Genomic DNA, 16,168 nt, shown 5'->3' with positions numbered 1-16,168 from the left:
AAGATTTCCGCGGCATGCCTCATACCCAGGGCGAATGCGACCGGAACGGACTTCTGCCCGGAACGGATGAAGCCCCCTACTACACCGGACGGACAGAAAAAGGACGCTGGATGCTGATGGCGGGAGGCATTCACCGGTTGATAGCCGACTTCTGCATCTACGAAGGCGTGGGTTACGGACAGCGGGATGTGGCCTGGGAACAATATGATAACAGTGCACTGCTGCTGAACACCGATTTTTCGTACCGGGGTATCAGTGCGGAAGCCGGTTGCCTTTACCGCTTCCGACGGATGGTGGTATCGGCGGGTGTTATGACCATCCGTCTTCAGTATTGGGAAGCCGCTGTCGGAGTAGGTATTAACTTCTAAATCCTTTCGAAAAAATGACCAATCATTTCCGTACATACATCTATATATGGATCATATTCCTGCTTACAGCCTGTAGTAAGGATGAAGAACCGGTGAACCTGCCTCCGTCGGTCAGCATAGAGGCAGCCAGGGACATTACGCGCACAAGTGCCCTGCTTTCGGGCAAGGTAGCGCCGAATGCAGAAGGTAACGTCAGTAAGATTCGGTTCCGATACGGACTGACTTCTGACATGACCGAATCCGTCGACATATCCGTCACCGAGGAGCAGGATGTCTCGACACTATTGACTGGACTGCATCCGGGCAGCACTTATTATTATCGCCTGGAAGCCGGAAACACATACAGCACCGTGCGCAGTGAGACAATGAGTTTTGAAACAGTCCCCAATACAGAACCTACTGTCAGCGACCTGAAAATGCTGAACCAGGGACCGAGCAGCATCACCCTTGAATGCGAAATTCTGGACGATGGCGGAGAAGAAATCACCGCTACCGGATTTTATTTCCGGGCCGAGGAAGATGAACAGGAACAACAAATCAAACTGGGTAGTCCGGAAGAAAAGCGCTGGAAAACACGCATCGGTAACCTGCAACTAGAAACCACCTACTACATACAAGCCTATGCCGCTAACTCCATTGGTGAGACACGCAGTAAGGTGTACCAGTTCCAGACTGGTGAGGTGGTCGTACTGACAGAAGCCGGAACCCTTCATGAAGCAATTGGAGAACAGGAAAAATACCAGTTCACTACCCTCAGTATAGCCGGACCGCTGAACGGGACAGACATCCGTTATCTGCGCGACATGATGGGAACGGACATCGAAGGAGAGAATACCGACGGGAGATTACAGCGACTTAACTTAAACGATGCTTCGATTGTGGCCGGTGGTGCAAGTTACGACGGACAACGTTTCACAACTGCCAATACAGTCAGCCAAGGCATGTTTGCCAACTGCATCTGGTTACAGGAACTGACCCTTCCGGTAGGAGTAACGACGGTCGAAAGAAATGCCTTCGAAAACTGTACCTCTTTGTCTGTCCTTCATTTCTCACCATTGCTGGCACGATTTGCTCCCTCGGAAGGTTGCAGCAGTCTGACCATCCTGGACATTCCGGAAGTCAATCCGGCCTTTAGCAGCGATAATGGGATATTATACAACCAAAAAATGACAGAACTGGTATGGTATCCGGAAGGGAAAAAAGAAGAATACTTCCAGATACCGTCGACCATCACCACAATCAGGGAATATGCTTTCTACAACACCCGGTTACAACAGATCGACTTGCCTTCGTCCGTAAAGGAGATCGGGCAAGAAGCCTTTGCCTTTTCAGCAATCAAAAGCATTGTCTTGCCCGATAATATCAGCCTCATCCCTCATGGATGTTTTCAGCAGTGCCGGCAATTACAATCGCTGACATTGGGAGCATCTGTATCTTATCTGTCTGAATATTGCTTCGACGGTTGCTCTTCGCTGCAACACCTGTACATCAAAGCAAACGATTTTCCGCCCGTATGCCAGGACGAAACCTTTGTCGGAGCGGAACAACTGTTCGAACAAGGTACCCTTCATGTGCCCTACGGCTGCCAGTCGATCTACCGAAACCATGCTGTCTGGGGACAGTTCAGGAACATCGTTGAAGAGAGTTTTTAAAGCTACAGCCAGATCAGCAGCAATCCTACCGCAATACTCACGATGGTGCACACCATTCCCGGCATCATAAACGAATGGTTGAGAATGTACTTCCCGATGCGGGTCGTGCCTGTACGGTCGAAATTGATTGCTGCCACCACTGTCGGATAATTGGGTATAAAGAAATAGCCATTCACAGCCGGGAACAATGCTATCAGCATCCAGGGAGAAATGCCTAATGCGATTCCCAAAGGGAGTACGGCACGGATGGTTGCAGCCTGACTATAAAGCAGAATGGACATGACAAACAACGCCACCCCAAACAGCCATGGCATGGACTGGACAACACCTTCGATGGAGGAAGTCAGCGAAGACAGATTGCCGGCAATGAATGTATCGCCCATCCAGGCAATACCGAAAATGGCAATCACAGCCTGCATACCTGCCGAAAAAATACTTCCCTGCACAGCCTTGATACCGTCGATCCGACAGATAATCAGGATGAGAGCCGAAGTGCTGAGCATGATGATTTCGATAATGGAAGGCATGTCGAGTGGAACAAGCTTGCCATCTGCCCAAAATACAGGACGCAAGGCATCAACCGAACCAAACAATACAATCAGAAAAGTAGCCAGTAGAAATATGCCTACTGAGATACGGGCTTTCTGCAAATCGAACGATACAGTCGTTTCGGCCAGACGAGACTCTATCATCCCCTCCTTAAGACGGCGTTGGTATTCCGGATCGTTCACCAGTTCTTTGCCTACCTTCATCGAACAAAAGGCACCCACCAGTACCCCGATCAGCGTAGCAGGAACGGAAATCTTCAGAATATCGAACAAGGAAATGTCGAAACCAGCCAGCATGCCCAGCAAAGCCACCGTAGCCGCCGAAATGGGACTGGCTGTAATGGCCTGCTGCGAAGCAATGACAGCAATACCCAACGGACGTTCGGGACGGATTTTTGTCTCGCGTGCCACTTCGGCTATCACAGGAAGCACCGAATAGGCTATGTGCCCTGTTCCTGCCACGAAAGTAAACAGATAAGTAACCAAAGGGCTCAGCAGCGTAACCCATGCCGGATGTTTGCGCAATAACCTTTCGGCCAGCTTCACCATATAGTCGAGTCCACCGGCAGCCTGCATGCACGAAGCTGCCGAAATAACGGCTACAATCATCAGCATCACATCGATAGGAGGAGCCGTAGGCTGAAGCCCGAAAACAAAACAAAGCAAGGCCAGGCCTGCGCCTCCCATTACTCCTAACCCGATGCCTCCCAAACGGGCACCAATCACAATAGCAGCCAGTACAACAATCAATTGCAACCACATACTCACTCCATTTTTTTATTCTACATTATAGCCTGATACTTTCAGCAGGGGGGTGTTTCCCCGTGTATCTACGTCTTTCCAACGGACATGTATCACTTTGCTCTCGCCCGGCAGCAGGGCAAAATAGTTGTCGGAATAGAACACGGGCAAGAACTGAATGCCGTCTTCATCGCCTACCACATTCAGCCGGATCATCAAAGCCGGAGTGGCAGTGCGGTTCTCGACAGTGATTCGGGCCGTCCATTCACCGTCAGCACGCTTCGCATATGCTGCCTGCGTATGCAGAGTAACCTTCGGAAGCTGTTTCAAAGCCTGATAGTTGTTCTCGACCTTACTGCGGTGATAGAAATTCTCGGAAACAGTCTTCCCATTTTCCTCCAGCAGTAACCTGATGAAATGTACTTCGCTCAGGTTGTCGGGGAATTGCAGTCGGATGCACTTTTCGGTGGTATCTTCGCGGCTGTCTACTTTGACTTCCTTCTCCCAAGCTACGGTGCCGTTCATGTGGAGCACCTGTGCACGGGCCTTCAGAGCGGGATGCCGGCCGGCATGATAGTTCACCACTTCTACATCGTCCGTAGCCGGATTCCACTGGATGTGCAACGGTTCGGAAGCTTTCTTGATGGCAAAGTAAGCGGCTGTCGGTTCGAAATAATAGTCGTATGTCTGCCACACCATCGAAGGCCAGCAGGGATGGCTCATCCACATCAGCAATCCCATACGGTTCTTGCTGCGCGACTCGAAGAGGCTGCGATGCCCATCGTAGTTCACCCACTGAGCCAGATCAGCAAATTCTTTGGCACTCTGTGGCTGACCGTATCCCGAAGCTATGATCTCATTAAAAGAAGTTGCGCCCTGTGCCCCTTCCAGAGTATAGTCGTGCATGCCCCACTGATGAGACTGCGGCCAGATGCCTTCGGGGGAATAGGTACGCAGAAAACTCTCATAAGTCAGCACGTTGGGCATGCCCCGCTCGCTGTGGAACTTGTCGTTACCGGTCTCCAATGTAAAGTAGGTTTTGGCAGGAAGCATACGGTAAGGACCGTGACCGCTCACTACCTCATCGGCCGAACTGGAAATATAATGAAGTCCCGGGTGTTCTTCCTTTACGATACGGCGCAAAGCCTTGTCGATAGTCTCGGGTGGGAAACCCTCGTTACGTCCGCAATACAAAGCAAGTGAAGCATGGCTGCGGATGCGCTTCACATAGTCCTCGGCATTGGCAATAAACATTGCCGGATTGTAAGGATCGGGACCGTCGGCAGGATTGGCCAGCCAGAAGTCTTGCCAGATCATGATGCCATATCGGTCGCAGGCATCATACAGTTCTTCGTCGCCAATCATGCCTACCCAGTTGCGAAGCATGGTGAAGTTCATGTCTGCATGATAAGCCACGGCAGTCTCGTATTCGCGGCCCCGGTAATTCAGGTTCGACTCACTGAAGCCCCAGTTACCACCACGGCCAATGAAACGGCGACCGTTGATGTAGAGGTTCAGCACGTCGTTCTTCTCGTCGAACGTCATCTGACGAATACCGACTTTGAAGTCACGGGTATCGGATACTTCGTCATCTACTTTGAACGTAAAGTTTGCATCATATAGATAAGGGGTGCCATAACCGTTGGGCCACCACAAACGAGGATGCTGCATACAAAGTTGTGGGAAACGGTCAGCATCGAATACAACCGTCCGTTCTTCACCGGCCTGCAAACTGACGGGTTGCTCGAAACGTACATCGCCTATCCGGCCCGACAAGATGCCACTCACGGCATTGGCGTCGTGATTCTTCACCACAACCTCTGCCATCAGTCGGGCCTGGGTGGTGTCGGGCAAAGCCAATTGGGTCTGCACGTAAGGATCCTGTACGGTTACCTTGCCAGTCGTTGTCAGAAACACATCGTTCCAGATACCAATGTTTCGTCCGCGTACGGTCGGTATCCAGTCCCAGCCGATGGTGGCATGGAAAGTAGGATTGTCCGCACCCAGAATACCGCCATTGAAGTCCGTACTCTGTTTGTTCTTTTCCTTCACGGCACCAATATGTTCATTCTTGATGATTTCTACGGCCAGAACGTTTGTACCCTCCTTCGCCCACCGTGTCACATCGAACTTACCGCGGATAAAGGCACCTTCGATACGTCCTACCAGTTGTCCGTTCAGGAAAACATTGGCTTTCCAGTTGATGCCGTCGAAGTTCAGAAAAACCCGGTCGCGCCGGAACGATTGCGACAACTGGAATTCACGACGATACCAGAAATTGGAGTTAAAAAACGATTCAGATACCATCAGCTGATTGTCGGCATAGTTCGGATCGGCCAGCGCACCTACATTCTTGTACGAAGTCAATACGGTGCCCGGCACGGTAGCTGTCACCCACCCTTCAGGTTTATAAGCAGGCAAGGAAATGTCCTCGCCTACGGCCTGCACCTCCGAAGCTCGCTGCAACTGCCATCCACCGCCCGAAAGTAGCAGTTTGCCGTCTGCCGCTACGGGCATGGCTGCCGCATGGGGCAGAAGTCCTCCCCGACCCATTACTTCCAATTCACTCAGTATGTAGCATTCCCCGTCTGCCGACTGGTCCATACAGACACGAACATAACGCCCCTTTCCATCGACAGCGATTTCGTCTGCCAGTTCTGTTCCGCCGGGCAACGAAGCTACATCGTGCCACGTACGGGCATCGTCTGAAGTCTGTATACTTCCTTTGACAGCCTTGTTCACCCAGTGCAGAATTACCTTGTCAAACTCCGAACGGGTACCTAAGTCTACACTGACCCATTCCTTGCCCGCAGTGGCACTCATCCATGCACTGGTGAAAAACTGAGAAGGCTTCAAATCGACGGGTCCTTGAGCATCGGCAAACTCAACTTCGTGGAAAGTCCACTCATAAGCACCTTTCATCCGCAAGCGGATGCGATAGGATGAATAAGACGCAGCATTGGCAAAACGGAAGGTCTCCTCCAGCTGGCGCATTGGCATGGACACAGTACCGGTCTGTTTATTGGGGTCGTTTACCTCTACCCGACCATTACGGGCTTTGCCGGGCAATCCGCTTCCCCGGTTCACAGCCAGTACAGTCCAAGTAGTACCGTCGTTCGAGGCTTCCCACGTCATTTCGTACCCACCCTGAGCCAATCGATCGTCGTACACCAATGTACCGGTGACTACTGCATGGGTAACAGTTTTGCCATAATGGTGCATATCAAACTGGAAAAAGGCATCTTCACCACGCACACTATTGCGCGAATACGGCCCTCCGTCAATCATCCATTCCCGTTCCCTTTTGGGGACACTCCCCCCGGCAGTCCGGAGCTCGAAGTAAGGAGGCTTGCGGTCGGTCACGATGCCATCCGTCAGAAGCTGCGAGGTCAGGTTGTAATCGTAAGCCGACGACTGATAAGTAGCCCGCAGGAGAGCCAGGTTACGATATTGGTTGCCTCCGGGTAACAACTCGGGCGAGAAGTCTTCTTCCGGACTGCCCGGATAGACACCAATGCCACGGGTGTAATAGTCGGAACGCAGATAGTCCCGCTCCGAAGCTGTCTGTGCATCGGCACAACCGGACAGAAGCAACAAGGCTCCTGCCCCACCATACAATATTAAAGCTGCTGCGTCTTTCTTCTTCATAAATCATCTAAACTAATAGGAACGGGGACGGTCTGCCGGAGCAGCACCAAACTGTTTATTCGGCTTGTTGCCCATCTCGAAGGTCAATGTACCGCCTTTCATAACATCTTCGTACGTGATATAGCTTTTCGGATAGGACTCCCCATTCAGTCGGACAGATTGGATATATTTATTGTCCTTGCTTACGGCCGGAGCCTCTATCGTAAATGCCTTTCCTTCCGGCAGGTTAATGGTAACTTTCTCAAAGAGCGGACTGCCAAAAACATACACTCCGTGAGACGGATTAACCTGATAGAATCCTAAAGCAGACAGTACATGCCATGCCGACATCTGACCACAATCTTCATTGCCAATAATACCGTCGGGACGGTCAGTATAGAAGTTGTGCTGAATGTAACTGACTTTCTCCGCCGTCTTCCACTGCTGGCCGGCATAAACATAGAGGTAAGCCACGTGATGACTGGGTTCGTTGCCGTGGGCATACATGCCTATTAGTCCGCTGATGTCGGCCGAAGCCTGCTCACCCATATCACCTTCGGCCACAAAGAGCGAATCCAACTTGCTGGCAAAGCGGTCGTCGCCGCCCATCAGACTGATAAGTCCTTCGGGATGTTGAGGCACAAAGAAAGTATAATGCCAGCCATTGCCCTCACAGAAATCACCCCATCCGTGAATAGACAGGAAAGGATCGTAGGGCGTACGCCAACTGCCGTCGTCCATCTTCGGACGGATAAAATTGATACTTTTATCAAAATACTGTTCGTAGTAGTGCCCACGCTTCCAAAAAGTATTATATATATCTTCTTTACCCATCTTCTGAGCCATCATGGCCAGCCCCCAATCGCCTACAGCATATTCCATGGCAATGGAAGTGGCTTCTGGCATTTTGTCACACGGTATCCAGCCTTTTTCCATCACGTAAGGAACCCCACGCTGCCTGTCGTAAGTAGCTGAGGCAGCCATGTAATTCAACGCCCGTTCGGGATCGAAACCACGGAAACCCTTCAGATAAGCATCTGCTATTACCGGAATAGCACTGTAACCCGGCATTTGATTGGTTTCGCCTCCCACTAACGGCCAGATGGGCAACTTACCTTGCTGATCGTAGATACTCAGCATGGAATTCACCATGTCGGGCACTAACTGAGGCTGGATAATGGTGAGTAAGGGATGAAGAGTGCGGTACGTATCCCACAATGAGAAGGTAGAATAGTTAGTCCAATAGTCGGCCTTGTAGATTTTATCATCGTGCCCACGGAACTCTCCGTTCACATCGGCATACAGTGTCGGAGCAATGAACATGTGATACAAACTGGTATAAAAAATCTTCTTGCCACGTTCGTCACCACTCTCTACGTTCACACACGACAGCATGCGATTCCAACGTTTTTCGGCATCCGAACGAACCTTCTCAAAGTTCCATTCAGGTTGTTCCGCTTTCAGATTAGCCAGAGCATTGGCACAACTGACGGATGAAAGGGCCACCTTGAGCTGCACCTTCTTCGGATTGTTCCGAAAGGTCAGTACCCCTTTCACCGCTTCGCCGGAAAGGCTATCTGATCCGACAGCCGCATCATCGTCAAATACGGCCACACTCTCAATCGGTTGATCGGACTTCAGCACAAAAAATACCTTGTGCTGCGGACTCCATCCCTTGGAAAAGCGGTATCCCTCAACCGTATATTCATCCGTCCGTTTCAACGCAGTCGCAAAAGCACGGTCGCCGTTACCTTCCTTTAAGTTCACCAACAGCCGGGGTGTTCCTTCGGGGTAAGTATAACGATGAATGGCGACACGGTCGGTAGCCGTCAGTTCGGCACGCACACCATTATCCATCAGCAACGAATAATAGCCGGGAGCAACTTCTTCGTTCTCGTGCGAGTAATAGGTCGAACAGGCTCCCTTGATGTTATCCTGTTCGCCACGGGCAGTACGGACATCGCCTACATAAGGCATCAGAAGCACATCGCCCAAGTCGGCACACCCAGTACCGCTGAGATGCGTATGACTGAATCCTATCAGTACACTGTCCGAGTAATGATAGCCCGAACACCAATCCCAACCTTTATGAATGTTCTGCGGCCCCACCTGTACCATGCCCAAGGGGACACTGGCACCTACAAATACATGTCCGTGCCCACCCGAGCCGATATAAGGATCTACGTAACGGAGGTAATCGGCACCAGCCGTACTGTTTTCTTTTTGTGAAACGCATGCGGACGGCACCACAGCCAGCAGTCCACACAGCAATATACCTGTAGTAAATGAAAGTATTTTCATGACATTATGTTTGTTTGAAAGTTTATTCGTTACAGACTGTTCAATAAATCCAGCTTCCCGTCATTGATTAACTTGATGATCAACTCACCGAATAACGTGTTCTGCCAGGCAAACCATTTACGGGTGAACTTTTCAGGATTGTCCTTATGGAAGGATTCGTGCATGAAACCGGTACCGGCATCGGTTGTCATCAGCATACGGATACACTGTTTGATTTCCTCGTCGTCCTGACTGGTGAAAGCTTTCATCATGATGCTCATGGGCCACACCATATCGTATCCGATATGCGGTCCTCCAATGCCTTCGCCTGCCTTTCCCCTGAAGAAATAAGGATTGTCCTCGCTCCAGATAAAGCGGCGTGTATTCTGATAGATGGGATCGTTGATATCGACATCTCCCAGATAGGGTAAAGCCAACAGGCTGGGAACATTGGCATCGTCCATCAGCATGCAGCTGCCATAACCGTCTACCTCGTAAGCATAGATTGTACCATATTTAGGATGCTCGCAGGTGGCATATTTTTTCAGAGCCTGCTCTACTTCATTGGCCAGATCCGTGCATTGACGTGCCAGTTCCCCATTCTTGTTCACTTCCGTCAGAATCTCGGCCGCTTTCCGCAAAGAAGTCACGGCAAAGAAGTTGGACGGAATGAGGAAAGGCAGGGTCGTAGCATCGTCCGACGGGCGGAAAATGGAGACTATCAGGCCAACCGGATTGGCAGGGGCTCCCCAACCGTCGTTGATGGTAGTATCGGTAGCACGTTCGGTTTTGCGCTGGAAACGGTAAGGTCCCCTATCCTCCTTACGTTGCTGTTCCTTAAAGGTGCGGAGTACGTTACCGATAGCCTTCAGCCAGTTTTCATCGAAAATACTGGCATCGCCCGTCACTTTCCAATAGTGATAGGCAAGCCGTAACGGATAGCATAAAGAGTCTATCTCCCATTTGCGCTCGTGCAGTTCGGGCTTCATGTCTGTACGGTCGGTCTCCCACTGACTGCCCTTGGGACCGTCATTGAAAGCATTGGCGTAAGGATCCTGATTGATGCACAGAAACTGACGGCGGATGACTCCTTCGAGCATCGCCTTCAATTGAGGATCATCGTTGGCAAACTGTACGTAAGGCCATACCTGTGCGCCCGAGTCGCGCAACCACATGGCATGGATGTCGCCCGTATAGACAAAAGTGTCCGGTTTACCGTCCAGCATACGGAAGTGCACGGTGGTATCCAGTGTATTTGGGAAACAGTTCTCGAACATCCAGGCCAGATAAGGATTCTTCAGCAACGCTTTTATTTCCGCAATTTTCTTTTCGATGATATCCGACTGAAACAGACGCTCCTCCGGCTTGGGACGTTGGCTGATGTAGCGACCAACGTTATCGTTCGGTGCCGTAAAAGATTCTTCCGGAATTTGTTCAACGGGGCGGGACATCCCGTAACGGTTTTCGGCTGCAGCAGTGCCCGACACCAGTCCCGACAGCATCAGGGCGGCAGCCAGTAGTTTTTGGTTCATCATATATTCTATTTACTTATCTTACTTAAGTTTCGCAAGTCTCAACTTATTAGTTGACAAGGCTTCAGTTAACAAGTCTACTAGGCTGGAACTCCCGGTTTGACAAAGTGTTGCTTGAAACGGCTTGCTACAAACGCCTTGTTAACTCGTCAACTTGTTGCTTGTCAACTGCAACTTGAGCTTGCGAATTGAAAATCGACGAAGTCAAAGTTGAATTATCTTACTTAACTACAATTTCATCGGTAAACAGCCAGCCCATCACCTCCCGATTCATGAATCCCTGGAAACGGACATATCGTACTTTAGCATTGCCTTCCCACCGATAGTTGCGGAAGGTAAGCCGTTCCTCGGTAACAGGGACGTCGGTCGCAATGCGCTTCACCTCTTCGAAGCGAAGACCATCCTCGGACAAAGAAATCACAACCTCCTTCGGAAGCCATACTTCAGGACCACGCAGTTGCAGAAAGTCCGCTTCCACCAGCCTGATATCCGTCAGTCTGCCCAGATCAATGGTTACGTCCACATCCTTACACAGGAAACCTTGCCAGCGACGGTCGCCATACGTCCAGCCTCCACGCCATCCATCTGTCAGTGTAGAATCGCCCGAAGCCGGATAGGCCGATGAGAAAGGTTGGGCATACGTCACCGGACAATGCAAGGCAAGATGTTCGACCGGCTGCAAAGACTCCGGACGCTCGCCCACTTCTTTCTTTAAGTCGAAAGGATGATAGTCCTGCGACTGCAACCATTCCGTTTCCTTCAAGACGGATTTCCGGAAACGGGTCCAGTCTTTCCGTTCCGGCTCTGTCCACGCCACTTCGGCCAAGGCCAGCAAGCGCGGATAAATCATATATTCGGCATGTTCGGCAGTGGGAATATACTCGGTCCAGACATTAGCCTGTACTCCTTTAATGAACCGACGCTGCTCACTGCTCAGTTCGGCAGGAACTGGATTGTAGGAATATACTTTCTCCAAAGTCAGATAACCGCCAATCGCTTCGGGCTGTGAAACAGGAGCATCCTGATAGGCGTCCAAATAGCAGAACTCGCCGGGAGTCATGACAACATCGTGGCCAGCCTTGGCAGCCGTAATGCCTCCCTGCTCGCCCCGCCACGACATTACTGTAGCACTCGGAGCCAGCCCACCTTCCAGAATCTCGTCCCAGCCTATCAGTTTACGGCCGTGACTGTTCAGGAACTTCTCTACGCGATGAATCAGATAGCTTTGCAATTCTTTCTCGTCTTTCAGTCCTTCCTTACGGATACGGTTCTGACACTTCGGGCACTTCTCCCAACTGCTTTTGGCTGCTTCATCCCCACCGATATGAATATACTCCGAAGGGAAAAGCTCCATCACTTCCAGCAATACGTTCTCCAGAAAAGTAAATGTTTCTTCGTTGCCAATGCATAATTCGCCATTCTGATAAGGCTTGCCCGAGCAGGACAACTGAGGAAAGACGGCCAGTACTTCTTCCGAGTGTCCGGGCATCTCGATTTCCGGAATGACGGTAATGTGCAGTTTGCGTGCATGTTCCACAATCTCGCGTACGTCGTCTTGCGTATAATACCCACCTTCGGCACTGGCCTCATCCCGACGGCAATATTTACGTCCTCCCCTCCACCAGGCTTTCCAGTTGGGATAAGGACGATAGGCAGTCTGTTCCGTCAGCTGAGGATAACGTTTGATTTCCAGACGCCAGCCCGCACCGTCGGTCAGGTGCCAGTGGAAACGGTTCAGCTTGTAACGGGCCATGGCGTCGAGCTGCTTCATCACAAACTCTTTCGAACGGAAATGACGAGATACGTCAAGATGCAGACCACGGTAATCGAAACGGGGATAGTCACTGATGTCTACATAAGGTAAACTCCAACTACCTTCTTTAGGCCCTTCCTCTGCCAGTTGCAACAGGGATTGAAAGGCATAGAAAAGTCCTGTCGCAGTAACAGCCTCAACATGTACCCCGTCGCGGCCTACAGCTAAGGTATACCCTTCGGCAGAAGCTATACCCGGAATAGAATCTGTCAGTTCGAAACAGAAAGGTGCCTGCTCATCCTCCGACATCTGCAGCCCGAACGGGGAAGCTCCAAGCACAGCAGCCAGATCGGAGCGTTCAGTTCCTTTCAGATTGGTAGTAAACTGTTCGCCAAAAGAAAATGTGTACATGCCAGAATGTACCTTATACATCTGGGGTTGAGGAATGAGAGCTAACGGGGAAGTGGACACATGCCCACATCCGACAGCCAATGCCACCAAGACAGTCAAAAGGGAAATCAAACGGATTTTCATAGCCTAAAAGTATTAAATCTTCTTCGGCCGCCTAAATTAGCAAAAATATTTTTAAATCAAAGATTTAACCGACAAAGAAAAACAAAGCCATCGAAAACAGCTCCGTCCCCGTCTAATACAGATTACCTAACTTTGTCCGGTAGCTGGCAGCAACGCTCTGCTGAACCGACAATGGAAACTCATCGTTCCAAACAGATTTCTGCATAGCGGTATCGGACAACTCAGCCCAATGGGAAGCGGGCAAAGAATAGTTACCATAGACCGGCAAAGCCACAGGAGCCTTACCCGACCTGCGGGAAATATAAAGAGCTCCCCCCACAACAAGCAACAACGCCATGCCGGCAGCCAAGATCCGGTAACGCCTCAAGAAGACAGACTTTTCCTGTACACTGCGGGACACCTCCAGTGCCGAAGCATAACGTTCTGCCGGCTTACGACGCGTACATCTCCGCGAAACAGCAGCCAACTTTTTGTCCTCCAGGATTTCGGCCATCTCGCCAATGATTATGCCCAACGAATAAATATCGGCACGCAGATCAAGAGGCTGTCCAGGTTTCAGGGCTTCAGGAGCCAAGTAATAGCGGGTACCGGCAGGAAGCTTCAACGCATCGTAATCGTCACAGTCGGACAAGCCGAAATCGATCAATTTTACATTATGCCCATTATGAGTCACCAGTATATTTTCCGGTTTCAAGTCTCGGTGTACAATCTGTTTCCCGTGCAGATAATGAAGCGCACTGCAAAGTTCGGTTATAAACTTACGCGCCAGTTCCGGTGTCAGCAGACCACGCTGCATAACTTCCTTCAGCGTAATTCCGTCAATGTACTCCAGCACAATGCAGTGTCCCAGCTCCGGTAAGGTTTCCCAGCCTAAGGCTCTGCAGATATGAGGGTGCTCCAGTTGATAACCGATATCGAATTCTTTCCGCAACGCCTGTTCATAGAAATCGCTGCCAATGTATTCGGGCTTCAACGCTTTCAGAATATGCAAGCGATTATAACGCTGACAACGGAACAGACGTGCATAACCCGACACGGACACATACACCTCCGTCAGATTCGAAAAGTTCTGTTCGCCCGACAGAACGTCAGCATCGATAAATCCGGACGAAACTTCATTCTCTGCCATTGGCCAGCCCATTTAATAATGTCAATCCACCGTTACGCCCTGCGATGAAAGGCGAAAGCTTCACACCGTCGCGCAATACATAAGGCAGGAAAAGCGGTTGTCCCATCAGGAAAGAGACTGCTTCGAAACGGTCGCCCACCAACAATTTAGACTGCCGGGCTTCCTTTACTTCGAACAAATCGCCTCCTTCGTAGTACAGACGCAGATAACGATTAGGCGACCATCCGATCTCCAACTCCGAACCGGGTGACAACTCGCGGGTCACGATCTGATGAGCCGAGAAAAACGATGAATTATAAACCGGACTATTCTTCAGCCATGCGCAAAACTGCTTGAAATTGGAATGCCCCACATAGCGTGCCAAAACATCCAATGTACGCATACGAGGCAAATGAGAATCACCCACATAACCCCACAAACGTTTCAAGGTAGATGTCGAGACCAGATCGTCCACCTGCTGCTTCAGATGTAGAGAAAACTCATCGAAATCGGTCGAAGTCTGCAACGGCTTCTGATATGTCTTCTCCACCTGTAATAACAATTCTGCAATTTCCGGTTTATATATATTCATTTTTGTCTTGCATTATTTAACGAGACAAACTTACGGAAAAATCTTCATTTATAACACCTCCACAACAAAAAATGCCAATTAAAAGTTGAATGTACATCTGTTAAATCTGCGTCATTGAGCTGTCTTTCTCTGTTTTGTCTTCCAAAAATCTTATCTTTGCACACATCGAAACCGTGCGACAAAGGCAGCTATACCGCCGGCCGACACGAAGCCCGACGAAATCAAACCAATACTATAACAATATGAAACATCTAAATCTTTTGCTTATGGCAGCAACCATGACGTGTGGAGCATGCGGAAGTATCCAAAACAGCGATACACCGGATGCAGAAGAACTCATCCAGCGTTCGGACATCCGTATCGAAAACCGCCGTATGACACCCGAAGCCCTGTGGGCCATGGGACGCATCGGAAGCGTGGCACCCTCGCCCGACGGTAAGCAGATAGCCTATGCCGTCACTTACTACAGCGTACCGCAAAACAAGAGTAACAGCGAACTGTTTGTCATGAACGCCGACGGCAGCGCCAACACGCAAATCACCCATAGTGCCTTGCGCGAAAACCAACCCGCCTGGATAAAAGGCGGTCAAAAACTGGCCTACCTCAGCACCGAAAGCGGAAGCAGCCAGGTATGGGAAATGAATCCCGACGGAAGCGGAAAGCAACAACTGACCAACTACGATGGCGATATAGAAGGTTTCTCCTTCAGCCCCGACGGCAAAAAGCTGCTTTTCATTGCCCAGGTGAAAACAGTGCAAAGCACCAAAGACAAATATCCCGACCTGGATAAGACAACAGGTATCATCGTCACCGACCTCATGTACAAGCATTGGGACGAATGGGTAACCACTGCCCCACATCCCTTCGTAGCCGACTTCGACGGTTCGGCCATCAGCAACGTGACAGACATCCTGCAAGGCGAACCTTACGAAAGCCCGATGAAACCTTTTGGCGGTATCGAACAGCTCGCCTGGAGCCCCGACAGCAAGGAAGTGGCCTATACCTGCCGTAAGAAGACAGGACTGGAATATGCCATTTCCACCAACTCGGACATCTACATCTACGACCTGGCCAGCAAACAGACACGTAACATCACCGAAGAGAACAAAGGATACGACACCAATCCGCAATACTCTCCCGACGGCAAATACATTGCCTGGCAAAGCATGGAGCGCGACGGCTACGAGGCCGACTGGAACCGCCTTTTCGTGATGGACCGCCAGACGGGCGAGAAACGTTTCCTGAGCAAGGGCTTCCCCTCGAACGTGGACGCTTTCTTGTGGAACAGCGATTCGCAGAGCATCTTCTTCACCGGTGTGTGGCACGGTATGACTCCTATCTATAACGTAAGTCTGAAGCCGGACGGCTGGATTTACCAGCTGACCAACGGCCTGTACGACTACGGCAGCATCGCCCTGTGCGGCAAGGACCTC

General features: G+C 50.6%; 8 protein-coding genes and 2 pseudogenes. 3 read left to right on the top strand and 7 right to left on the bottom strand.

All coding sequences use genetic code 11. The features are described 5' to 3' along the window. Together QVP67_RS13430 and QVP67_RS13425 are read left to right on the top strand one after the other, a co-directional pair. Positions 1-368, top strand: a pseudogene (locus QVP67_RS13430) (hypothetical protein); the annotation flags it as partial. Between the two features lie 14 nt (positions 369-382). Next, a complete protein-coding gene (locus QVP67_RS13425; protein WP_022164078.1) occupies positions 383-2,020 on the top strand; it encodes a leucine-rich repeat domain-containing protein in 1,638 nt (545 codons plus the stop codon). Positions 2,021-2,022: 2 nt separating this feature from the next. Here the strand turns inward: QVP67_RS13425 and QVP67_RS13420 are convergent, their stop codons facing one another. The 7 genes from QVP67_RS13420 to QVP67_RS13390 all read right to left on the bottom strand — a co-directional run bounded on the left by QVP67_RS13420 (position 2,023) and on the right by QVP67_RS13390 (position 14,735). Continuing rightward, positions 2,023-3,330 carry an anaerobic C4-dicarboxylate transporter family protein gene (locus QVP67_RS13420; protein ID WP_022164077.1) on the bottom strand — a complete coding sequence of 436 codons (1,308 nt, stop codon included), beginning with the start codon at positions 3,328-3,330 and terminating at the stop codon, positions 2,023-2,025. Between the two features lie 15 nt (positions 3,331-3,345). Next, complete coding sequence (locus tag QVP67_RS13415; protein WP_022164076.1) at positions 3,346-6,957, bottom strand: glycosyl hydrolase 2 galactose-binding domain-containing protein; 3,612 nt, start codon at positions 6,955-6,957, stop codon at positions 3,346-3,348. Between the two features lie 12 nt (positions 6,958-6,969). After that, positions 6,970-9,237, bottom strand: a complete 2,268-nt coding sequence (locus tag QVP67_RS13410; protein WP_022164075.1) for a GH92 family glycosyl hydrolase — start codon at positions 9,235-9,237, stop codon at positions 6,970-6,972. Positions 9,238-9,266: 29 nt separating this feature from the next. Continuing rightward, complete coding sequence (locus QVP67_RS13405) at positions 9,267-10,667, bottom strand: glycoside hydrolase family 125 protein (protein WP_416372160.1); 1,401 nt, start codon at positions 10,665-10,667, stop codon at positions 9,267-9,269. A 301-nt stretch (positions 10,668-10,968) separates the two neighbouring features. Continuing rightward, positions 10,969-13,035 carry a beta-N-acetylhexosaminidase gene (locus tag QVP67_RS13400; RefSeq protein ID WP_022164073.1) on the bottom strand — a complete coding sequence of 689 codons (2,067 nt, stop codon included), beginning with the start codon at positions 13,033-13,035 and terminating at the stop codon, positions 10,969-10,971. 112 nt (positions 13,036-13,147) lie between these two features. Next, a complete protein-coding gene (locus tag QVP67_RS13395) occupies positions 13,148-14,164 on the bottom strand; it encodes a serine/threonine protein kinase (RefSeq protein ID WP_022164072.1) in 1,017 nt (338 codons plus the stop codon). Continuing rightward, positions 14,151-14,735: a hypothetical protein gene (locus QVP67_RS13390; RefSeq protein WP_022164071.1), complete on the bottom strand. Its 585-nt coding sequence runs from the start codon at positions 14,733-14,735 to the stop codon at positions 14,151-14,153. The genes QVP67_RS13395 and QVP67_RS13390 overlap by 14 nt, the downstream gene beginning before the upstream one ends. A 242-nt stretch (positions 14,736-14,977) precedes the next feature. Here QVP67_RS13390 and QVP67_RS13385 point away from each other — a divergent pair. Then, positions 14,978-16,168 (top strand): annotated as a pseudogene (locus QVP67_RS13385) (DPP IV N-terminal domain-containing protein); the annotation flags it as partial.

The organism is Bacteroides sp. CAG:633, from assembly GCF_000435115.1.
In the GTDB taxonomy this organism is placed as follows: domain Bacteria; phylum Bacteroidota; class Bacteroidia; order Bacteroidales; family Bacteroidaceae; genus Bacteroides; species Bacteroides ndongoniae.
This window is presented reverse-complemented; position numbering and strand designations above follow the sequence as displayed.

Excerpts from the sequence above, each read along its gene's own strand:
- QVP67_RS13425 (WP_022164078.1), top strand. The coding sequence starts at position 383 with ATGACCAATCATTTCCGTACATACATCTATATATGGATCATATTCCTG.
- QVP67_RS13420 (WP_022164077.1), bottom strand. The coding sequence starts at position 3,330 with ATGTGGTTGCAATTGATTGTTGTACTGGCTGCTATTGTGATTGGTGCC.
- QVP67_RS13415 (WP_022164076.1), bottom strand. The coding sequence starts at position 6,957 with ATGAAGAAGAAAGACGCAGCAGCTTTAATATTGTATGGTGGGGCAGGA.
- QVP67_RS13410 (WP_022164075.1), bottom strand. The coding sequence starts at position 9,237 with ATGAAAATACTTTCATTTACTACAGGTATATTGCTGTGTGGACTGCTG.
- QVP67_RS13405 (WP_416372160.1), bottom strand. The coding sequence starts at position 10,667 with ATGTCCCGCCCCGTTGAACAAATTCCGGAAGAATCTTTTACGGCACCG.
- QVP67_RS13400 (WP_022164073.1), bottom strand. The coding sequence starts at position 13,035 with ATGAAAATCCGTTTGATTTCCCTTTTGACTGTCTTGGTGGCATTGGCT.
- QVP67_RS13395 (WP_022164072.1), bottom strand. The coding sequence starts at position 14,164 with ATGGCAGAGAATGAAGTTTCGTCCGGATTTATCGATGCTGACGTTCTG.
- QVP67_RS13390 (WP_022164071.1), bottom strand. The coding sequence starts at position 14,735 with ATGAATATATATAAACCGGAAATTGCAGAATTGTTATTACAGGTGGAG.